The organism is Haematobacter genomosp. 1 (genome assembly GCF_002196855.1).
Lineage (GTDB): Bacteria > Pseudomonadota > Alphaproteobacteria > Rhodobacterales > Rhodobacteraceae > Haematobacter.
This window is the reverse complement of sequence record NZ_NIPW01000054.1, coordinates 18,816-39,719: the sequence shown is the minus strand read 5'-3', so window position 1 is coordinate 39,719 and position 20,904 is coordinate 18,816. Positions and strand designations below refer to the sequence as shown.

Below are 20,904 nucleotides of genomic sequence, written 5' to 3'. Positions count from 1 at the left end.
AACGCCTCCGGTCGGGGCAGCGCGCGCGCCAGATCGCGAAGCCGCTGTCCGCGCAGGGCCACCCCCTGCCCCGCCGCGCGCAGGAGCCGCGCCCCCTGCCCTTCCACCGCCGCGAGCAGGTCCAGCCGCACCGGAACCGCCATCTCGGCAGCCGCGGTCGGTGTCGGCGCACGACAGTCGGAGGCGAAATCTATCAGCGTCGTATCCGTCTCATGCCCGACGGCGGAGATCAGCGGAATGCGGGAGGCCGCGGCGGCGCGCACCACCTCCTCCTCGTTGAAGCCCCAAAGGTCCTCGATGGAGCCCCCCCCGCGCGCGACGATCAGCAGATCGGGCCGGGGAATCGGGCCACCTGTGGAAAGCGCGTTGAAGCCGCGGATCGCGGCCGCAACCTGGGGGGCGCAGTCCTTGCCCTGTACGGCGACCGGCCAGATCAGCACGCGGCGCGGAAAGCGGTCGCGCAGACGGTGCAGGATATCCCGGATCACCGCCCCCTGAAGCGATGTCACCACGCCGATCACCTCCGGCAGAAAGGGGATCTGCTTCTTGCGGGCGGGGTCGAACAACCCCTCGGCCTGCAACTGCGCGCGACGCTTCTCCAGCATCGCCATGAGCGCGCCGACACCGGCGGGGGCCACGTCCTCCACCACCATCTGGTATTTCGACTGCTGGGCGAAAGTGGTGAGCCGCCCCGTGGCCACCACTTCCATCCCTTCCTCCGGCATCACCGTGAGCCGGGAGGCCGTGCCTTTCCAGCAGATGGACGCCAGCGTCGCCTTGTCGTCCTTCAGGTCGAAATAGACATGACCCGTGCGCGCCACCACGACACGCCCCACCTCTCCGCGCACACGGACATGGGAAAACCCGCCCTCGATGGAGCGTTTGACCGCTCCCGACAGTTCGGAGACGCTGAATTCCGGCTCATTCCGGCGGGGCTCATCCCGGGGTTCGGGATCTTCAAACAGGTCGGACACGTCACACTCGCTTGCTCAAGGGGCGCGGCCATCTTAGAACGCCCGCCAACCGAACGGAACGGGCCGAGACATGAACATCCTGATACTGGGCGGCGGCGGGCGCGAACATGCGCTGGCCTGGGCGATCAAGCAGAACCCGAAATGCGACCGGCTCATCGTCGCACCCGGTAACGCAGGCATCGCGGAACTGGCGGAGACGGCGGCGATCGACATTCTCGACGCGGCCGACGTGCTCGAATTCTGCGAGGCGAATGCCATCGACTTCGTGGTCATCGGGCCTGAGGCTCCGCTGGCCGCCGGGATCGCGGATGCGCTGAGCGCCGCCGGGTTTCTGACTTTCGGCCCGTCTGCCGCCGCCGCACGGCTGGAAGCCTCCAAGGCCTTCACCAAGGAGATCTGTGACGCCGCCCATGCACCCACCGCAGGCTATGCCCGCTTTACGGCGCGGGAGGCCGCCCTTGCCTATGTGCGGCAGACCGGCGCGCCCATCGTGGTGAAGGCGGACGGCCTTGCAGCAGGCAAGGGCGTCGTCGTCGCCATGGCGCTCGCGGAGGCCGAGGACGCCATCGAGGACATGTTCGGCGGCCAGTTCGGGGAGGCCGGCGCGGAGGTCGTCATCGAGGAATTCATGGAGGGGGAGGAAGCCTCCTTCTTCATCCTCTGCGACGGGGAGACGGTGCTTCCCGTCGGCACCGCGCAGGATCACAAGCGCGTGGGCGATGGCGATACCGGCCCCAATACCGGCGGCATGGGCGCCTATTCCCCCGCCCCCGTGCTCAGCGCGGCGATCCAGCGGCAGGCGCTGGAGGAGATCGTGAAACCCACCATGGCAGAGATGGCGCGGCGCGGCACGCCGTTTCGGGGCGTCCTCTATGCCGGGTTGATGATCAAGGACGGCCGCGCGCGGCTTGTGGAATACAACGTCCGTTTCGGCGACCCGGAATGTCAGGTGCTGATGATGCGGCTCGGGGCGCAGGCGCTGGACCTGCTCCACGCCGCTGCCGAAGGGCGTCTTGCGGAAATGACGGTCGGCTGGGCCGATGACCACGCGCTGACCGTGGTAATGGCCGCAGACGGCTATCCCGGCGATTACGTGAAGGGCACGGAAATCCGCGGGCTGGACGCGCTGCCGTCCGACAGTTCCCGCATGTGCTTTCACGCGGGCACGGTGGAGCGGGAGGGGCGCATCCTTGCCAATGGCGGGCGGGTGCTGAACCTCACCGCAAGGGGCGCGACACTGGCGGAGGCGCGGGAACGGGCCTATGCGATGGTGGAGCGGGTGGACTGGCCGGAGGGCTTTTGCCGCCATGACATTGGCTGGCGCGCGCTCTGATGCGCAGCCTCTGAGACGGCGGGCGCGTCACCGGCGGGCGGAGCGTCGCGTTCCCCCGGAGTGGATGCTACCGATCAATGCACTTTGGGAGCAGAGCGCCGTCCCGGAACGCCGACCCAGAACGCTGACCCACAACGCCGACAATACCCGCAGATCCTGCCGCAAACGCTTGGCGCGACGCGAACGTTAACAGGCTGCTGAAAAAATCCTGAAGTGTCCTGCCTATGTGCCGGAAATCGGAAAATCGGCCCGAAAACGCCCGGAAGTATATGGATTTCCGGCTGGATTTCGTCCGATGGCGAACAATTTCCGCTCCAACACAGGCCAAAAAGCCTTTTTCAGCAGCCTGTTAGAGAATACGGCCAGGCCATAAACCGGTCCGGGCCATCGGCACCATCCGCCCCCGTCACCTGAATCGGGGTCATTTGAATCACGGTCACCCGAATCGCGAAAATCCATGCCCTCCTCGCCCCCGCATCCGGGGTGGAACGGTACGTAGATGATCTGCCCCGATCCCCTGCGTAATCTGCGACCGGCGCGGGCCAGCAAAGCCGACACCGACACCGACACCGACACCGACACCGACACCGACACCGACACCGACACCGACACCGACACCGACACCGACACCGACACCGACACCGAGCCGCTCACATGTCATCGTGGCACAGTCAAAGGCATTCGCTGCCCGCACGCGACGAGAGCCGGGAGACGAGGCCGGTGGATCAGATCTGCTTCTCGGGCATATTGACGACAAGGCCATCCAGCGCTTCCGTCACCTTGATCTGGCAGGTCAGGCGGGAACGGACGGGATCGGGCTGCCAGGCGAAGTCCAGCATGTCCTCCTCCATCGGATCCTTGGCGGGCAGGCGATCCACCCAGTCGGGGGCGACATAGACGTGGCAGGTGGAACAGGCACAGGCCCCTCCGCAATCGGCCTCGATCCCCGGAATGTCGTTATCCCGCGCGCCTTCCATCACGGTAAGGCCGTTCGGCACGTCCACGACATGTTCGGTGCCATTCGCTTCGATATAGGTGATCTTCGCCATCGCGTCCTGCCTGAAGTCCGGGCCGCAGCCCAAGGGGGGAGACACCCGACATAGGACAGGCCGGACGCTTGCACCAGCCCCCGGTCCGGCTCCACACGGGCGGACCCGCTCCGGGAGGACAGCCGCGGAGGTCAGCCCAGCGGTCAGCTCCCGGACGACCGCAAACACCCAGCCGGCCCCCGAGCCCCTGTCCGCAATCGGTACAGGCTGCTGAAAAACTGCTGAAAAAGCATTCCGCGGTCGCTCTGGGGCGGAGATCTTCCCCACATTGTTGGGGAGCGCCCCGGAAACCGCACGTTTTGGTGCCTGACCGGACAGATGTTCCGCATTTCAACGCAAGACCGGATCAATGCAAGACCGGGGGGTGCCCGGCTTTCTCGGCAGCCCGCCAGATGCCCGGGCGGACATGTTCACGGCGCGCGGGGTGCGGCCGCCGCTTCGGCGGGGCGACCGCATGTCCCGCCCGTCACTCCTGTTCGAGCGACCGGACGATCTCGTCCTTGATGACGAGCCTCTTGCGGCGGAGTTCCTCCTCCGCTTCCTCGCTCATCGGGGTGACGCGGGTTTCGGCGAGATGAACCGCGTCGTTCACCTCGTCATACTGTTTCAGCAGCAGGGCAAAGACCGCGTCCTTCGCCTTTCGCGCGTGAATGGCTTCGATCCGGTCGGGGAATTCTTCCTCGAGCGTGTGGGGCGTATTGGACATGACGTCTCTCCTCGGATGGTTCGCTTGTCAGGTAATCGCGTGCGGGCAAAGAGCAAGGCGAACGGATCAGCGGGCCAGCTCGATCTCCGCCCGGAGCCCACCGAAACGGCTGCTCTCTCCAAGCTTCAGCCGCCCGCCGTGGCTTCGCGCGATATCGGCGGCGATGGCGAGGCCAAGCCCCACTCCCGTCCCCCGGTCCTGATTGCGTGACGAATCGAGCCGGGAGAAGGCGCGCAATGCCGCGCCACGGCTTTCCTCGGGAATGCCGGGCCCGTCGTCCTCCACCGTGAAGCACACCGTCCGGTCGGAGATGTCGAGCGACAGCTCCGCCTGCGTGCCATATCGGACAGCGTTGCCGATGAGGTTGTGCAGCGCCCGCTCAACCGCCATCGGGCGGAGCGGCACCGGCTCCATCCGTCCGCGCAGATGGCCGATGGTGACCTTCTGGCCCGCGCGTTCCGCATCCGCCACCACGCGCTCCAGAAGCTCGGCGGGGTCGGTCGGCACCGGATCCTCAAGCGCATCTCCCCGCGCGAAGGCGAGGAAGCTGTCCAGCATCACCTCCATGTCCTTCACGTCGCGCTGCAACTCCTCCACCTCCTCGCTGCCGTCATCGACCAGCGAGAGGCCGAGTTTCAGCCGGGTGAGCGGGGTGCGCAGGTCGTGGCTCACGCCGGAGAGCATCAGGGTCCGCTGCTCGATCTGCCGTTCGATCCGGTCCCGCATCTCCAGAAAGGCCCGCCCTGCGGAGCGGACCTCGGCGGCGCCCGTGGGCCGGAAGCGGACGCTCTGGCCCTTGCCGAAGGCCTCCGCCGCCGCGGCCATGCGCTTGATCGGGCGAAGCTGGTTGCGCAGGAACAGATAGGCCACCGCCGTCATCAGGATGGAGGTGGAGACCATCAGCACCAGAAGCTGGTGCGGGTTGGAGGCGGATACGCGAAGGCGCGTCATCCGCACCTCCATCGGCCCGTAGCGGGTCTGCAACCCGATGCGCACCGCCTTTTCCTCATCCAGCAGATGAACACCGGTGATATTCGGCACCGCCTGCTCGAACGTGGCGGTCACGACCCGGCCGGAGAAATCGATCCAGACACGCTCGTTGGTTCGGGGGGCATTGGGCGCGGGCAGCGTGACACCGAGTTCCAGCGGCCCCATCACCTCGCCCACCCGGCGCTGCGCCTCTTGCAGCGAGGAGGCGGCATTGACCATCGCCGCGACGAAAGTCACCTCGCTCGCCACGCTGCGGGTCATCTGGCGGGTGACACCCTCGAAATGCCGCTGGATGAAGGTGACGGAGACGACGAGCTGGATGGTCACAACCGGCACGATCAGGATGAGCGCGGCCCGGCCATAGAGACCGCGGGGCATCATCCGTTTCAACCAGCCGAAATCCATGCCAGAACCCTAGGACGGGTCAGGGAGAATGGCCAGAGGCTGTGGAGAGGACGGAGATGGACGATTTCAATCCGACGGCGGGCGCGCCCGAGACACTGGCGCCGGGGTTGCGCCGCATCGTCGCACCGAACCCCTCGGCCATGACCTATCGCGGCACGAACACCTACCTGCTGGGTGAGGGGCGCGTGACGCTTGTCGATCCCGGCCCCGACGACGAACGCCACCTTGCCGCGATCCTGGAAGCCCTGCGGCCCGGAGAGCGGATCGAGCGGATCCTCGTCACCCACAGCCATGTCGATCACTCCGCGCTCGCCGCGCGGCTGGCGGCGGAAGTGAGCGCCCCTGTCACCGCCTTCGGCGACAGCGCAGCGGGCCGGAGCGAAACGATGGAGGGGCTGGTCGCGGCGGGCATGTCCGATGGCGGTGAAGGGGCGGATCCGACCTTCGCCCCGGATGAGGAATTGGCCGACGGGGCGGAAATCCTTGCCGGCGGGCAGCCGCTCCGCGCGCTGCACACGCCCGGACATTTTGGCAATCACCTGAGTTTCCTGTGGGGCGGGTTCGTGTTGTCGGGCGATCAGGTGATGGGCTGGGCCACCTCCATCGTGTCGCCGCCGGATGGCGACATGGGGGCCTACATGGCCTCTCTCGACCGGCTGATGCCGCAGGCGGAGGCGGTGTTCCTGCCCGGCCACGGCGCACCGGTCACCGACGCCACCGCGCGGATCGGCTGGCTCCGCGATCATCGCCGGATGCGGGAGCGGCAGATCCGCGCGGCGCTGGAGGCAGGCGAGAGCACCGCCCGCAGCATCGCCGCAACGATCTATACCGACACGCCCGCCCCCCTCATGCATGCGGCGGAGCGCAATGTCCTCGCCCATCTGATCGACCTTGCGGAGCGCGGCGTGGCCCGGCCGGAGGGCGCGATCAGGCCGGACGCCGCCTTTCACCTCTCCCGGAAGTGACCACGGGGGCCGATTCGGGGAAATCTGCTTGACCTTTGCCCGGTCGGCCTGTTGAACCGGCCCTGATTCCAAAGGCACGACAGGTGGAAGTCCGTGATGGACGATCAGAACAAGAACCTCATCATCGCATCCGTCCTGAGCTTCATCGTGATCGTGGTGTGGTTTCTGCTGTTTCCGCCCGCCGATCAGGTGCAGCCGACCACGCCAGATGCGGTGACGCAACAGGTGGAAGGGGTGTTGCCCCCGCCGACAGCCCAACCCGGCACCACGCCGGGCGTCGCTCCCGGCACCGCACCCGGCACGTCCGCGCAGGCGACGCCGGAGACCGCGCCGCGGCTGGCGATCGAGACGCCCCGCCTTGCGGGCAGCGTCTCGCTGGTGGGGGGCCGGATCGACGATCTGGAACTGACCGGCTATCGTCAGACGCTGGACGAGACCAGCCCGTATGTGCGGCTGCTCTCCCCGATCGGCGCGCAGGGGGCATACTACGCGCTCTACGGCTGGGCGCCGGGCGGCACGCTCGACTATGCGCAGATGCCGGGACCGAACACGCCCTGGACGCTGGCCTCCGGCGACAGGCTGGGCGTCGGCGCGCCGGTGGAGCTTGTCTGGGACAACGGTCAGGGCCTCGTCTTCCATCAGAAGATGGCGATCGACGAGAACTACATGTTCACCGTCACCCAGTCGGTCGAGAACAATACCGGGGCGGAAGTGCGGCTTGCCCCTTACGGCATCGTCGCGCGCCACGGGCTGCCGGCCGATCTGCAGAACTTCTTCATCCTGCACGAAGGCGTCGTGCAGATGGCGGACGGCAAGCTGACCGAGATCAAATACAAGAAGATGGCCGACCTGCCCCGCTCCGACCGTGAGGGCGGCGCCCGGGCAGAAACGGTCGATGTCAGCGCCAACGGCTGGATCGGCTTTACCGACAAATACTGGATGACAACGCTGGTTCCCATGCCGGGGCAGAGCTTCACCGCCGTCGCCAAGTATTCCGATCAGTCGAGCGTCTATCAGACGGAGGCCCGCCTCCCCACGCTGACCATCGCGGCAGGGGAAACCGGCAGTTCCTCCACCATGCTCTTCGCCGGCGCGAAGGAGTGGGAAACGATCCGTCATTATCAGAATGACGTCGGCGTTGACCGCTTCATCGACGTGATCGACTGGGGCTGGTTCTTCTTCCTGACCAAGCCGATCTTCTGGCTGCTGCACTGGCTGCACGGTTTCATCGGCAACATGGGCTGGTCCATCATCGCGCTGACCTTCGTGCTGAAGGCGCTGGTGCTTCCGCTCGCCTACAAGTCCTACGTCTCCATGGCCCGGATGAAAGAGCTTCAGCCGGAGATGGAGAAGCTGAAGGAGCAGGTCGGCGACGACCGGATGAAGCTCCAGCAGGGGATGATGGCGCTCTACAAGGAGAAGAAGGTGAATCCGGCGGCGGGCTGTCTGCCCGTGCTGGTGCAGATCCCGATCTTCTTCTCGCTTTACAAGGTGATCTTCGTCACCATCGAGCTTCGCCATGCGCCGTGGATCGGCTGGATCCGCGACCTCTCGGCCCCGGACCCGTCGTCGCTCTACAACCTGTTCGGCCTCCTGCCTTGGGCTGCGCCCATGCACGGGACGCTGATGGCGACGATCTTCCTCGGCATGCTGCCGATCTTCCTCGGCATCTCCATGTGGTTCCAGCAGAAGCTGAACCCGGCGCCGCCGGACCCGACGCAGGCGATGATCTTTGCCTGGATGCCCTGGGTGTTCATGTTCATGCTGGGATCCTTCGCGAGCGGTCTTGTGCTTTACTGGATCACCAACAACGTCATCACCTTCGTCCAGCAATATGCCATCATGCGCAGCCACGGGGCGAGAGTTGACCTGTTCGGGAACATAAAGGCGAGTTTCAGGCGAAAGAAACCCGCCACGCCCGTCGCGAACAAGTCGGCGAAACCGGCGGACAAGAAGCCCGCCAAGAAGTAGGACCGGTATATGGCGACCATCGCCCATCTCTACCGCCACCCCATCAAGGCTCACGGACGCGAAGAACTCGCGTCCGTTCTGCTTTCGGAGGCGGAGTGCCTTCCCTTCGACCGGCACTGGGCCGTGACCCACGGCATGTCCAAGTTCGATACCGGCGCTCCGAGGTGGATGCCCTGCGCGAACTTCGAACGCGGCGCGCGCACGCCTGCGCTGATGGCGATCACCGCGCGGTTCGATGAGACGACGGGGCGGCTCGCGCTCGACCATCCCGACCTTGGCCCGATCGACTTCGACCCCGTGACGGAGGTGGAACGCTTTCTCGACTGGGTGCGCCCGATCAGCCCGGAGCCTCCGATGCAGCCGGTGGCGCTCGTCTCCGCCGGACGGGGGATGACGGACAGCCAGCTTCCGACCGTGTCGCTGAAGAACCTCGCCTCCAATGCCGCCCTGTCGGCCCATATGGGCACGGACCTGTCCATTCACCGCTGGCGCGGCAACGTCTGGCTGGACGATCTGCCCGCGTGGGAAGAGGTGAACTGGATCGGGCGCGACCTCCGCATCGGTTCCGCACGGCTCCGCGTCGTGGACCGCATCGGGCGGTGCAAGGCGACCACCGCCAACCCCGCCACGGGCAAGGTCGATGCCGATACGCTGAAAGGCCTCCGCGAGTTGGTGGGCGTGCAGGACTTCGGCGTCTACGCCGTGGTGCTGGAAGGCGGCACCGTCGGGCCGGGCGACCGCGTGGAACTGACCTGACCGCATTCTGATCGAGAGTTTCCCATGACCGACCTGACCTTTACCCTCGCCCCGGAGCCGGAAGACGCGGCGCGCGAACGCGGGCGTCTGCTTTTCGCCGGACCGGTGGATTTCCTGAAGGGCGTCGTCGCGATGGACGGGTTGCCCCCCGCCGACCGGCTGGAAGTGTGCTTTGCCGGGCGGTCCAACGTGGGCAAGTCCTCCCTCATCAATGCGCTGACCGGCCGCAAGGCGCTGGCGCGGGCCTCCAACACGCCGGGGCGGACGCAGGAGATCAACTATTTCACGGCGGGAGAGGATCACTACCTCGTCGATCTTCCCGGCTATGGCTTCGCCGAGGCTCCCGTCGCCACGGTGAGAAAGTGGCAGGCGCTGCTGAAGGCCTATCTGTCGGGCCGCGCCACCCTCCGCCGCGCCTTCGTACTGATCGACGCACGCCACGGCATCAAGGCGGTGGACGAGGAAATCCTGACGCTGCTCGACCGTTCCGCCGTGACCTTTCAGGTTGTGCTGACGAAGGTGGACAAGATCCTCGGCCCGGAGCGGGAAAAGGTGCTGGCGCAGGTGCGAAAGGCGCTCGCCAAACACCCTGCCGCCTACCCGGAGATCATCGTCACATCCTCTGAAAAGGGTGAGGGAATAGAAACGCTTCGCGCAATCATCGCGACGCTGGAGTAGCAAGACGCGGGTCTTGGCACGCTGCCACGAAACCACTAGGCAGGGCTCGAAGCCTACGGGAGACAGGAATGGTGAGGAAACAGGTGGTCCGCGATCCCATTGCAACCGCGCAGACGCTTTCGGAAGCGCTGCCCTACCTCCAGCGCTACAACGACGCCATCGTGGTGGTGAAGTTTGGCGGCAACGCCATGGGCGACGATGAGGCGATGGCGGAATTCGCGCGCGACATCGTGCTGATGCGGCAAGTGGGCGTGAACCCCGTCGTGGTGCATGGCGGCGGCCCGCAGATCAACGACCTGCTGAAGCGTCTGGGCATCGAATCCCGTTTCGTGCGGGGCAAGCGGGTGACGGACAAGGCCACCGTGGAAGTGGTGGAGATGGTGCTCTCCGGCCTCGTCAACAAGCGGATCGTGCAGGCGATCAATGACGAGGGCGGTCGCGCGGTGGGTCTGTCCGGCAAGGACGACGACCTGATGGTCTGCGTGGCCGATGACCCGGAACTGGGCTTCGTCGGCCGTCCGGTGGAGATGAACGTGCAGGTGCTCCAGGACCTGTTCGCCGCCGGGATCATCCCGGTGGTGGCCCCTGTCGCGACGGGCACCGACGATAACGAGACCTTCAACGTCAACGGTGACACGGCGGCGGGGGCGATCGCGGCGGCGCTGAAAGCTGATCGTCTGCTGCTGCTGACGGATGTATCTGGCGTCAAGGATGCGAACGGCAACGTCCTGACCCAGCTTTCGCCCGAGGATGTGAAGCGCATGACGGAGGAGGGCGTGATCTCCGGCGGCATGATTCCCAAGACCCAGACCGCGCTGGAGGCCATCGAGGGCGGCGTCCGCGCGGCGGTGATTCTGGATGGGCGGCAACCCAATGCCTGCCTTCTGGAACTGTTCACCGAACACGGCGCGGGCACGCTGATCCGCTCTACGGAACCGCGCTTCAAGCCGCGTCGGCGGTGACAACCCGGGCCGAGGTGGCGGAGATCGCGGCCCGGCATCGGCTTGCGATCTTCGGCGGCTTTCGACCGCTGCCGGAGGACGGCCTGCCCGACGGGACCGGCACGCTGCTGCTGCTTGGCCCGGCAGAGCCCGGGTTCTGGCGCCATGTGACGGCAGAGCCGGAGTTCGGCGACGGTCGTCCCGATCCTCTGGACCGCTGGTCGCGGCGGGTCATCGGGCGGATGGCCTGCGATCTCCGGGCCAAGGCGTATTTCCCCTTCGGCGGGCCGCCATGGAAGCCGTTCACCCGCTGGGCGCTGCGCTCCGGGCGTGCCTTCACCTCTCCCGTCACCCTGCTTGTGCATGACACTGCGGGACTGATGGTGTCCTATCGCGGCGCGCTGGCGCTGCGGGAGCCTGTCGCGCTGCCGCCGCCCTCCCCCCGGCCCTGCGATGCCTGTGAGCGGCCCTGCCTCACCGCCTGTCCCGCAGGGGCGCTGACGGGAGAGGGCTATGATCTGGATCGCTGCCACGCCTATCTCGACACGAAGGAAGGGCAGGACAATCTTGCCAGCGGCTGCGCCGTCCGGCGCTCCTGCCCGCTGTCGCAAAGTTACGGCAGGCTCGCCGAGCAATCCGCCTATCACATGATGCAGTTCCATCCTTCCGCTTTTCCGCGGGCAGGATATGATCCCCAATCATGACTCTCCGCCTGATCCTCACCCGCCACGCGAAATCCAGTTGGGGAGACCCGACCGCCGCTGATTTCGACCGCAAGCTCAACAACCGGGGTCAGCAGGCGGCCACGGATATCGGGCAGTGGCTTGCCGAAAGCGGCTATCTTCCGCAGCAGGTCCTCTGCTCCACCGCAATGCGCACCCGGCAGACATGGGAGCGGATGGCCCAGCATCTGCCGGAGCCCGAAGCGCTGCATCTTGTACCGGAACTCTATCATGCGGAGCCTGCTGTGCTTCTCTCCCTGCTCCGTCAGGCGGAAGCCCCAGTCGTCGCTTTGATCGGCCACAATCCCGGGATTGGCGAGTTCGCCCAGCGGATCGTTTCGGATCCGCCGGTGCATCGCGACTTCGGTCGTTACCCCACCGGCGCGACCCTGATCGTGGACTTTGAGGAGGACCGCTGGAAGGACATAGTGCCCCGCAGCGGTCGCACCGTGGATTTCGTCACGCCCCGTGATCTGGAGCGATAGCCGGGTTCATCGGCCTAGGATTCAGTGGCCGAGGATCTGGCTAAGGAACAGCTTAGTCCGTTCCGACTGGGGATTGTTGAAGAACTCCGTCGGGTTGTTCTGCTCCACGATCTGCCCCTGATCCATGAAGATCACCCGGTCGGCCACTGCCTGCGCAAAGCCCATCTCATGGGTGACGCAGAGCATGGTCATCCCCTCGTTCGCCAGTTCGATCATGGTGTCCAGCACCTCCTTGATCATTTCCGGGTCGAGCGCTGAGGTCGGCTCGTCGAACAGCATGATCCGCGGCCGCATGCAGAGCGAGCGGGCGATGGCCACCCGCTGCTGCTGACCGCCCGAAAGCTGGCCGGGATACTTGCTCGCCTGCTCAGGGATCTTCACCTTGTGCAGGAAGTGCATCGCCGTCTCCTCCGCCTCCTTCTTCGGCACCTTGCGCACCCAGATCGGCGCGAGGGTGCAGTTCTCCAGAATGGTCAGGTGCGGAAACAGGTTGAAGTGCTGGAACACCATGCCGACTTCCGAGCGCACCTTGTCGATGTTCTTCAGGTCGTTGGTGAGCTCCGTGCCATCGACGATGATCTTGCCGGACTGATGCTCCTCCAGCCGGTTGATGCAGCGGATCAGCGTGGATTTGCCGGAACCCGATGGGCCGGCAATCACGATCTTTTCCCCCTTCGCAACGGTCAGGTCGATGTCGCGCAGAACGTGGAACTGGCCGTACCACTTGTTCATCTTGACGATCTGGACGGCGATGTCGGACGCGGGCTGCCGCGCGGGCGTGGCGCACATGGGTCTCTCCTAGCGGTGGTCCGTCTTCAGCCGCCGCTCCAGATACAGGGAGTAGCGCGACATGCCGAAGCAGAAGATGAAGAAGCAAAGGCCGATGAAGATGAACAGCTCCCAATAGATGCCGTTCCAGCTCTGGTTGGCCCGGATGGAGTTGGACAGCCCGATCGGATCGAGCAGGCCGATGAAAACGACGAGCGTCGTATCCTTGAACAGCCCGATGAAGGTGTTGACGATGCCGGGGATGGAGATCTTCAGGGCCTGCGGCATGATGATGAGCCGCTGGGCCTGCCAGTAATCGAGCCCGAGGGCGTCCGCCGCCTCATACTGCCCGCGAGGCAGGGCCGCGAGCCCGCCCCGGATCACCTCCGCCATATAGGCGGCGGCGAAAAGCGTCACCATGATGACGACGCGCAGGATGATGTCGAAGTTCGTTCCGGGCGGCAGGAAGTAGTTCAGCAGCAGCGATGCCGTAAAAAGCAGCGTGATGAGCGGCACGCCACGAATGAACTCGATGAAGCCCACGCAGATCGTCTTGACGATGAACAGGTCGGACTGCCGCCCCAGCGCGAGCAGGATGCCCAGCGGCAGCGAAAGCGCGATCCCCGTCACACCGATGATGATGGAGAGCATGAAGCCGCCGAAACTGTTGGAGGGCACGTAGGTCAGCGTCAGAGGCAGAACGGAGGAAAGCCCCGCCACCACCCACTGCTGCGCGAACCCCCACCACAGCAGCGGCACCACCACCGCCGCCAGCAGACCGGTCAGCGTACTGAACCGCTCGCCCAGCCGGAAGGCAGGTATGACCAGCGCCAGCCCGGCCATCACCGCCAGCGGATACCACAGCGTCCCGCCCCACAGCAGCCAATAGGCGACGGCCGGATAGAACGGCGTGAAATACAGCAGCGCCCGCGGCATCCGATTGAAGAGGATCGGCGCGATGGCGACCAGGAGCAGCATCATCGCCAGCGTCGGTCGCCAATAGAGCTGTCGCGGATAGAAGCCGAACAGAAGCTGGTTCCAGCGTTCGCTAATCACCGCAAAACAGGCACCGGTGACGCCGGGACCATAGCGTTCGGCGATGATTTGCCGGCACTCCGTCAGAGAGCTGCCGTGCCAGACGGAACGCGCCAGCCAGGGGCCGACCGCGGCGAGGATCAGGTAACAGATGTAAAGCGCGATCACCGTGAGGATGATGTTGACCGGGCCGGAGAACAGGTTCTCCCGCAGCCATTTCACCGCCCCCCGCTCCCGCGCGGGGGGATGCTCCGGCTCCAGCATATGCTTGCGGACGAAGGAAGTGTCGCTCATCCTATCGCTCCTTCAGCTTGACGGTGCTGTTGTAGAGGTTCATCGCGCCCGAGATCACCAGAGAGATCACGAGATATATGAGCATCATGAGCATCATGGCCTCCAACTCCCGCCCCGTCTGATTGAGGGTGATCCCCCCCAGGGTGGAGCGAAGGTCCATGTAGCCGACGGCAAGTGCCAGAGAGGTGTTCTTGGTCAGGTTCAGATACTGGGAGATCAGCGGCGGAATGATGACCCGCAGCGCCTGCGGAAGGATCACGAGCCGCATCGTCCGCGACGGGCGCAGACCGAGGGCGGCTGCCGCTTCCGACTGGCCGCGTGGCACGGCCAGAATACCGCCGCGCACCGTCTCCGTGATGAAGGCGCCGGTATAGAGCGAGAGGGCGATCCACATGGCGATGAGCGAATCCCGCATGTAGATGCCGCCCTGAAAGTTGAACCCCTGCAGCGACGGGCGGTCGAGGTGAAAGCCGAGCGCATAGAGCACGGCGACGAACGGCACCACGAAACCCAGCAGGCTCTTCCACCAGATGACAGGTCTGCGGCCCGTTGCGTTCTGCACCATCTCCGCATTCCGGCTGAGCGCGCGATGGATCAGCCAGCCGATGACCAGCGCCACCAGCACGGCCAGAAAATTGAGGCTGATCGTGAACGGTCCGAGCGTAAGGGCGCCGAGGCTGCGGTCGAACATCGGCCCGGCGATATAGATGCCCCGGTTGGTGATCGCCATGGTGTCGAACAGCTTCATCGTCGCCGCCGGATTTTCGCCCCTGAAAGCGTTCGGCGCGGGCATGCTCTCGCTGAAAATGGCGAAGACCACGAGGATCCAGATCAGGAGCGGCACATTGCGGAAAATCTCGACATAGATCGCCGCCAGGCGGGAGACGAGCCAGTTGTTGGAAAGACGCAGTACGCCACCGATGACGCCGATGATCGTCGCTGTCACGCAGCCCATCACCGCCAGCAGCAGCGTATTCATCAGCCCGACCAGCAGGGCGCGGCCATGGGTGCTGTCGTTGGTATATTCGATCAGGCGCTGGTTGATGTCGTAACCCGCGCGGACATTGAGAAAGCCGAAGTTGAAATCCTTGCCGAGCGCCCGGAGGTTGTCGACCGCGTTGTGGACAAGCCACGCAGCCCCCGCCATGAACGCCATGAGGAAAATGATCTGTATCGTCAGCGCGCGGTAACGCGTGTCGTAGAGCAGCATGCTCAGACGAAACGTCCCTCGCGGCGGCTGTTCTGTGGTCGTCACCATATTATGGGCTGTCTCCCTGGATTTTGGCCCGGCGCTCTTCGGCGTCGTGGTCCTCAAATCGAAAGGGGCGCCTCCGGTTCCGGAAGCGCCCCCACCGAGATCAGCGGAACGGCGGAGAGTATTGCAGGCCGCCCTGCGTCCATTGCGCGTTCAGCCCGCGCGCAAGGCCGATCGGCGTCGACTCGCCCAGGTGTTTCTCGAAGATCTCGCCGTAGTTGCCCTCGGCCTTGATGGCGCGGTAGGCCCACTGATTGTCCAGCCCGAACATCGCGCCGAGGTTGCCTTCGGTGCCGAGCAGCCGGTTGATCTCCGGGTTGTCGCCCGCCACTTTCGACAGCTCGTCGATATTGGCGGAGGTCACGCCGTATTCCTCGGCCGCTACGAGGGCGTTCTGCGTCCAGCGCACGATGTCGGCCCATTGATCATCGCCCTGCCGCACCAGCAGCGCCAGCGGTTCCTTGGAGATGATCTCGGGCAGGATGATGTGATTTTCCGGGTCAGGGAACGTTCCCCGCATCGCGGCAAGGCCGGAGGCATCCGTCGTATAGACGTCGCAGTTGCCGGCGAGATAGGCCTGCTGGCCTTCGGCCTGCGTCTCGATCGGCTTGGCCTCATAGGTCATGTTGTTGGTCTTGAAATAGTCGGCGAGGTTCAGTTCCGTCGTGGTCCCGGTCTGGATGCAGACGCGCGCGCCGCCCAGTTCCTTGGCCGAGGTCACGCCCATGTCCTTGCGGATGAGGAAGCCCTGTCCGTCGTAGTAGTTGGTGCCGGTGAAGGTGAACTTCAGGTCCACATCGCGCGAGAAGGTCCAGGTTGTGACGCGGGCCAGCACGTCGATCTCCCCGGAAGCCAGCGCGGTGAAGCGGGTCTGGCCGGTGGTCGGGACGAACTTCACCTTCATCGGATCGCCAAGCACCGCGGCAGCCACGGCACGGCAGAACGCCACGTCGAAACCTTGCCAGACGCCGTTCGCATCCGGGGCGGCAAAGCCCGCAAGGCCGGTGTTCGTTCCGCAATTCAGTTCGCCGCGCGACTTCACATCGTCAAGCGTCGCGGCGGAAGCGGCGCCAGCGAGCCCGATCCCTGCCAGCCCGATCCCTGCCAGCGCGCCGAGAAATACCTTCGTTTTCATAGATTACCTTTCCTGATGGTCAGCCCCTTGCGGAGCACTGGCCCCGGAATTCCTCCCGGTGTCCGACGGCGTTGCGAGAACCGCCGCCCAGCAGGCAAATCTTGCGCGGGACGTCCTGAAAACGTCAATAGGATCGTCGTTTACGGACGATGTGCCGCGAGTGGACATCAAACTCACGGTTAAAATGCTTAAAAAATGTGCGAAAAGTTTAATCAGCCCGACGGTAGAGGCTCAGGAATCGGGCGGCATCCAGGAAATCGGTGCGCCGTCGCGCGGCCTGCGCCTCCGCCTGCGCGTCCCTGCCCCAGATCTCGGCCTGCCAGTCTTCATCGAGGCGCGACAGATCCCATGCTTCCTCCGGGGCGAGCCGTCCTTCCGCCACCGCCAACCCGAGGATGAGAGAGCCGCTGAGCGCCACGAGATCATGGAGCGCAGTAAGCTCGAACGGATCGAGCGCCGCCACGCGCGCCTCCAGCCGGGCGAGCGTCGCCTGCGGCTGCGCGTTGAACATTACGCCGACCGTCACGGACAGCGGCGCCGCCAGTGCTTCCTCCGCCCAGAGGAGCAGCGGATCCCAGCGATCGGCCTGCCGCGCCACCAGTTCCGCCGGCGCTTCCGCCCGGTAGGCCAGCAGGTCCGTTCCGCCGTAGTCGCCGACGATCTCCGCCACCGCGTCCCGCTGGCCCGTCACCTTGTCGATCGCGGAATTGGCCATCCGCGTCAGCGGCATCGTCTCCGGCGCGACATGCTCTCTCTGGGCCTCCCACTCCGCAGCAAGCGCCTCGGCAAGCGCCCGGCTCTGCACACGGAGCGGCTGGCGCGCGGGTGTCCGCAGGGGCCGGTCATCCAGCGCGACGCCGTAGCCATCGCCCTCCGCCCGAACGGATGTGGCCTTCCAGAACCGTTTCGGCCGCCACTCGCTCATGCCGCCATCCCTCTCCGCTCCAGCGCATGCGCGAGTTCGGCATAATCGCTCACGATCAGGCCCGCCCCGGCGGCGCGCAGCCGGTCGGGACTGTGATACCCCCAGGTGACACCGATGGTCGGAACGCCCGCGGCTGCGCCCATCTCCATGTCGAAGCTCGTATCGCCGATCATCACCGCCTGTTCCGGCGCAACGCCAGCTGCTGCCAGGGCGGCCTCCAGCATGGCGGGATGCGGCTTTGACGGATGGTCGTCCGCGACCTGCGTCGTCAGAAAATACCGGGTGAGGCCGTGCCCCGCCAGCAGCTTGTCCAGCCCCCGCCGCGCCTTGCCCGTGGCAATGCCGAGCAGCGTGTGATCTTCCGCCGCCAGCCCGTCCAGCACTGCGCGCGCGCCGGGATAGAGGGGGGAGACACCGGGCGCATCGTCACCGTGAAACACGCCGCGATACCCCTCGACCATCCGTGTCACATCGGCCCCGAGTGCCAGCCGCGCCAGCGCGACCGGAAGCGACAGGCCGACGATGGAGAGCGCCTGTTCCCGCGCGGGCATGGGACGCTCGACCGCCGCCATGGCGGCAGCGATACCGGCAAGGATGGCCTGCTGACTGTCCACCAGCGTGCCGTCCACGTCGAAGACGACGAGGCGGAGCGCGGTCATTCCTCCTCCTCCGCAAAGGGGTCGGCAGGCACGTCTCCTTCCGCCCACTGGAAGGTCTTCCAGGTGCGCTGCATATGCTCGGGCAGCGGGGCCGTCACGGTGATGCGCTTGCCCGTCACCGGATGGTCGAAGGACAGCGAACGGGCGTGGAGATGCAGCTTCCGGCTGATATCCCCGCCAAGCTGCGACCCCCAGCCATCGCCGAGGTTCTCCTGCCCCGAGCCGCCATACTTGCCGTCGCCCACGATGGGATGGCCGATCTCCGCCATATGGGCGCGAAGCTGATGCGTCCGTCCGGTGATCGGCGCGAGCGCGACCCAGGAGGCACGGGTGCCGAGGCTCTCCAGCACGGCATAATCGGTGGTCGCGCGCTTTGCGCCCTCCGTTTCCTGCACCTTGGAGGGATGGATGGCGATCATCCGCTCCCCCTCGCCCCGCCCGCCGTGACCCGGCGCCTTGATCAGCCCGTAGCGGATCGTGCCCTTGCGAGGGGCGGGAACGCCCGCCACCGCCGCCCAGTAGATCTTGCGCGTCGCACGGGAACGGAAGGCTTCCGACAGGTCCCGCACCGCCCGGTTGGTGCGTGCGAGCAGCAGCACGCCGGAGGTGTCCTTGTCCAGCCGGTGCACGAGCTTCGGCTTCTCCGGCAGACCGAACTTCAACGCCTCCGCCAAAGCATCGACATGCCGGTCGGCCAGGCCGGAGCCGCCTTGACTCGGCAGGCCCGGCGGCTTGTTGATGGCGATGATGTGGTCGTCCTTGTAGAGCACGGCGCGGCGGATCATCTCCTCGTCGCTTTCGCTGACGCGGGGTTCCGGGGCGCGGCGCTCGGCAGGCGGGGCCTCGGGAATCGGCGGCACGCGGACAACCATGCCGGGGGCAACGCGGCTCGACGCCTTCACCCGGCCGCCGTCCACGCGGATCTGGCCCGTCCGCGCCATCTTCTCGATGGTCCCCTGGTTCAGTGTGGGGAAGTGGCGCTTCAGCCAGCGGTCCAGCCGCTGCTCGCCCTCATCCTCCGCGACGGTAAAGAGTTTCACGCTCATGACATCATGCTCCGCGCAAGGGTCGCGCCTGCGAGAACGGCAAGAAGCGACAGGATGAGAGAACCCGCAACATAGCCCGCGGCGGAGAGCGCCCGCCCTTCTTCCCAGAGCGTCAGCGTCTCCAGCGAGAAGGCGGAGAAGGTGGTGAACCCGCCCAGAAGGCCGGTCAGCAGCAGGGGCCGCAGATGCGCCGCGATCGACATGGCCAACACCCCCATCACGAAGGATCCGGCGACGTTGACGAGCATCGTGCCCAGCGGAAAGCCCGGCACCACGCGGGCCATGCCCAGCGTTGCCGCATAGCGCAGCACTGACCCCGCCGCGCCGCCAAGCGCCACCTGAAGAAAGCTCGTCCAGTTCATCGCGGACCCTTCGCGCGTGGGCCAGCCCGTGTCAACCTTCAGCCCGTGTCAACCTTCAGCCCGTGTCAACCTTCAGCCCGTGTCAACCTTCAGCCGGTGTCACCCTTCAGCCGGTATCAACCTTCAGCCGGTATCAACCTTCTCCCCGCTTCTCGCGCAGGCGGGCGAAATACTCCAGCCGCTTCTTCAACTCCCGTTCGTAGCCCCGCTCCACCGGTTGATAGAGCACGGGACGCCGCACGCCGTCGGGGAAGTAGTTCTGGCCGGAGAAGGCATCCTCCTGATCGTGGTCATAGGCATAGCCCGCGCCATAGCCCTGCTCCTTCATCAGCCGGGTCGGGGCGTTCAGGATATGCTTGGGCGGCGGTTCGGAGCCGGTCTTGCGGGCGAGGCCGCGCGCCTCCTTGTAGGCCACGTAACCCGCGTTCGACTTGGGGGCGAGCGCGAGATAGACGAGCGCCTGCGCCAGCGCCAGCTCCCCCTCCGGCGAACCCAGACGCTCATAGATTTCCCACGCATGAAGGCAGACCGTCTGCGCCTGCGGGTCGGCGAGGCCGATATCCTCCACCGCCATCCGGGTGATGCGGCGGGCGAGGTAGCGCGGATCCTCCCCGCCCTCCAGCATCCGCCCGAACCAGTAGAGCGCGGCATCCGGGTCCGATCCCCGGACGGATTTGTGCAGCGCGGAGATCAGGTTGTAATGCTCGTCACCCGACTTGTCGTATTTCGCCGCCCGCCGCATCAGCCGCTGGCCGAGCTGGCCGGGATCGAGCGGTTCCTTGACCCGCCAGGCCATGACCTGCTCGATCAGGTTCAGCAAGGCGCGCCCGTCGCCATCCGCCATCTCCAGCAGGGCATCCCGCGCCTCCGGGCGGAGTGGCAGCGGGCGGCCCAGTTCCTTCTCCGCCCGCTGGGCGAGGCGCTCCAGATCGGCCAGTGTCAGCCGCTCCAGCACCATGACCTGCGCCCGTGACAGCAGCGCCGCGTTCAGCTCGAAGGACGGGTTCTCCGTCGTGGCTCCGACAAGCAGGATCGTGCCATCCTCCATATAAGGGAGGAAGCTGTCCTGCTGCGCCTTGTTGAAGCGGTGGATCTCGTCAACGAACAGCAGCGTCCCCTGCCCGTTCTGGCGGCGAAGCTTAGCGGCCTCGAACACCTTGCGAAGCTCCGGCACACCGCTGAAGATCGCGCTGATCTGAACGAAGGCCATCTCCGTCGCATCCGCCAGCAGCCGCGCGATGGTCGTCTTGCCGACGCCGGGCGGCCCCCACAGGATCAGGGAGGACAGGCTGCCGGAGGCCAGCATCGCGCCGAGCGGCCCCTCCGGCGCCAGCAGCGCCCCCTGCCCGATGACCTCCGAAATCTCACGGGGCCGTAGCCGGTCGGCCAGCGGGCGCGGAGCCGAGGTTGCCGCCGCCGGCGTCTCCGGGGTGTCGAACAGGTCGCTCAT

The 20,904-nt window shown here is 65.9% G+C and carries 22 protein-coding genes; 8 read left to right on the top strand and 14 right to left on the bottom strand.

Features of this window, described 5'->3' with window-relative positions; all coding sequences use genetic code 11:
* On the bottom strand, positions 1 to 974 hold a 974-nt coding region (gene xseA / locus CDV49_RS18960), incomplete at its 3' end, for an exodeoxyribonuclease VII large subunit (protein WP_088216866.1).
* A 70-nt stretch (positions 975 to 1,044) separates the two neighbouring features.
* Between xseA and purD the strand changes: the two genes are divergently transcribed.
* On the top strand, positions 1,045 to 2,307 hold the full coding sequence (gene purD / locus CDV49_RS18955) for a phosphoribosylamine--glycine ligase (RefSeq protein ID WP_088216865.1): 1,263 nt from the start codon (positions 1,045 to 1,047) through the stop codon (positions 2,305 to 2,307).
* Positions 2,308 to 2,529: 222 nt separating this feature from the next.
* Here purD and CDV49_RS20585 read toward each other — a convergent pair whose 3' ends face one another.
* The 4 genes from CDV49_RS20585 to CDV49_RS18935 all read right to left on the bottom strand — a co-directional run bounded on the left by CDV49_RS20585 (position 2,530) and on the right by CDV49_RS18935 (position 5,457).
* Entirely contained in the window at positions 2,530 to 2,961 is a 432-nt protein-coding gene (locus CDV49_RS20585; RefSeq protein ID WP_179209270.1) for a hypothetical protein, read from the bottom strand.
* A 71-nt stretch (positions 2,962 to 3,032) separates the two neighbouring features.
* Positions 3,033 to 3,356 carry a 2Fe-2S iron-sulfur cluster-binding protein gene (locus CDV49_RS18945; RefSeq protein WP_088216863.1) on the bottom strand — a complete coding sequence of 108 codons (324 nt, stop codon included), beginning with the start codon at positions 3,354 to 3,356 and terminating at the stop codon, positions 3,033 to 3,035.
* A gap of 466 nt (positions 3,357 to 3,822) precedes the next feature.
* On the bottom strand, positions 3,823 to 4,062 hold the full coding sequence (locus CDV49_RS18940; RefSeq protein ID WP_088216862.1) for a YdcH family protein: 240 nt from the start codon (positions 4,060 to 4,062) through the stop codon (positions 3,823 to 3,825).
* Between the two features lie 66 nt (positions 4,063 to 4,128).
* The gene (locus tag CDV49_RS18935) at positions 4,129 to 5,457 is read right to left on the bottom strand and encodes an ATP-binding protein (RefSeq protein WP_088216861.1); all 1,329 of its coding nucleotides are present in this window, start codon (positions 5,455 to 5,457) and stop codon (positions 4,129 to 4,131) included.
* Positions 5,458 to 5,513: 56 nt separating this feature from the next.
* Here CDV49_RS18935 and CDV49_RS18930 point away from each other — a divergent pair, with 56 nt between their 5' ends.
* The 7 genes from CDV49_RS18930 to CDV49_RS18900 all read left to right on the top strand — a co-directional run bounded on the left by CDV49_RS18930 (position 5,514) and on the right by CDV49_RS18900 (position 11,975).
* Positions 5,514 to 6,422 carry an MBL fold metallo-hydrolase gene (locus CDV49_RS18930; RefSeq protein WP_088216860.1) on the top strand — a complete coding sequence of 303 codons (909 nt, stop codon included), beginning with the start codon at positions 5,514 to 5,516 and terminating at the stop codon, positions 6,420 to 6,422.
* Between the two features lie 96 nt (positions 6,423 to 6,518).
* Positions 6,519 to 8,393, top strand: a complete 1,875-nt coding sequence (gene yidC, locus CDV49_RS18925) for a membrane protein insertase YidC (protein WP_088216859.1) — start codon at positions 6,519 to 6,521, stop codon at positions 8,391 to 8,393.
* Positions 8,394 to 8,402: 9 nt separating this feature from the next.
* Positions 8,403 to 9,149, top strand: a complete 747-nt coding sequence (locus CDV49_RS18920) for an MOSC domain-containing protein (protein WP_088216858.1) — start codon at positions 8,403 to 8,405, stop codon at positions 9,147 to 9,149.
* A 24-nt stretch (positions 9,150 to 9,173) separates the two neighbouring features.
* Positions 9,174 to 9,827, top strand: coding sequence for a ribosome biogenesis GTP-binding protein YihA/YsxC (yihA, locus tag CDV49_RS18915; protein WP_088216857.1), 654 nt, complete (start codon positions 9,174 to 9,176; stop codon positions 9,825 to 9,827).
* 83 nt (positions 9,828 to 9,910) lie between these two features.
* Positions 9,911 to 10,789: an acetylglutamate kinase gene (gene argB, locus CDV49_RS18910; protein WP_088216868.1), complete on the top strand. Its 879-nt coding sequence runs from the start codon at positions 9,911 to 9,913 to the stop codon at positions 10,787 to 10,789.
* Positions 10,786 to 11,472, top strand: coding sequence for a ferredoxin (locus tag CDV49_RS18905; protein WP_256947408.1), 687 nt, complete (start codon positions 10,786 to 10,788; stop codon positions 11,470 to 11,472). The genes argB and CDV49_RS18905 overlap by 4 nt, the downstream gene beginning before the upstream one ends.
* Complete coding sequence (locus CDV49_RS18900; RefSeq protein WP_088216856.1) at positions 11,469 to 11,975, top strand: SixA phosphatase family protein; 507 nt, start codon at positions 11,469 to 11,471, stop codon at positions 11,973 to 11,975. The genes CDV49_RS18905 and CDV49_RS18900 overlap by 4 nt, the downstream gene beginning before the upstream one ends.
* A gap of 21 nt (positions 11,976 to 11,996) precedes the next feature.
* On the opposite strand, the gene CDV49_RS18895 is transcribed toward CDV49_RS18900, so the two are convergent.
* From CDV49_RS18895 to CDV49_RS18855, 9 genes are all read right to left on the bottom strand, one after another.
* Entirely contained in the window at positions 11,997 to 12,764 is a 768-nt protein-coding gene (locus tag CDV49_RS18895; RefSeq protein ID WP_088216855.1) for an amino acid ABC transporter ATP-binding protein, read from the bottom strand.
* A gap of 9 nt (positions 12,765 to 12,773) precedes the next feature.
* On the bottom strand, positions 12,774 to 14,072 hold the full coding sequence (locus tag CDV49_RS18890; RefSeq protein WP_088216854.1) for an amino acid ABC transporter permease: 1,299 nt from the start codon (positions 14,070 to 14,072) through the stop codon (positions 12,774 to 12,776).
* A 1-nt stretch (position 14,073) separates the two neighbouring features.
* Positions 14,074 to 15,327, bottom strand: a complete 1,254-nt coding sequence (locus CDV49_RS18885; RefSeq protein WP_373447819.1) for an amino acid ABC transporter permease — start codon at positions 15,325 to 15,327, stop codon at positions 14,074 to 14,076.
* 103 nt (positions 15,328 to 15,430) lie between these two features.
* The gene (locus CDV49_RS18880) at positions 15,431 to 16,462 is read right to left on the bottom strand and encodes an amino acid ABC transporter substrate-binding protein (protein ID WP_088216852.1); all 1,032 of its coding nucleotides are present in this window, start codon (positions 16,460 to 16,462) and stop codon (positions 15,431 to 15,433) included.
* Between the two features lie 208 nt (positions 16,463 to 16,670).
* Positions 16,671 to 17,387: an ATP12 family chaperone protein gene (locus tag CDV49_RS18875; protein ID WP_088216851.1), complete on the bottom strand. Its 717-nt coding sequence runs from the start codon at positions 17,385 to 17,387 to the stop codon at positions 16,671 to 16,673.
* Positions 17,384 to 18,046, bottom strand: coding sequence for an HAD-IA family hydrolase (locus CDV49_RS18870; protein WP_088216850.1), 663 nt, complete (start codon positions 18,044 to 18,046; stop codon positions 17,384 to 17,386). The genes CDV49_RS18875 and CDV49_RS18870 overlap by 4 nt, the downstream gene beginning before the upstream one ends.
* Positions 18,043 to 19,092, bottom strand: coding sequence for an RluA family pseudouridine synthase (locus CDV49_RS18865; RefSeq protein WP_088216849.1), 1,050 nt, complete (start codon positions 19,090 to 19,092; stop codon positions 18,043 to 18,045). Before CDV49_RS18865 ends, CDV49_RS18870 begins: the two co-directional genes overlap by 4 nt.
* On the bottom strand, positions 19,089 to 19,454 hold the full coding sequence (crcB, locus tag CDV49_RS18860; RefSeq protein ID WP_088216848.1) for a fluoride efflux transporter CrcB: 366 nt from the start codon (positions 19,452 to 19,454) through the stop codon (positions 19,089 to 19,091). The genes CDV49_RS18865 and crcB overlap by 4 nt, the downstream gene beginning before the upstream one ends.
* Before the next feature lie 133 nt (positions 19,455 to 19,587).
* Positions 19,588 to 20,904: a replication-associated recombination protein A gene (locus tag CDV49_RS18855; RefSeq protein ID WP_088216847.1), complete on the bottom strand. Its 1,317-nt coding sequence runs from the start codon at positions 20,902 to 20,904 to the stop codon at positions 19,588 to 19,590.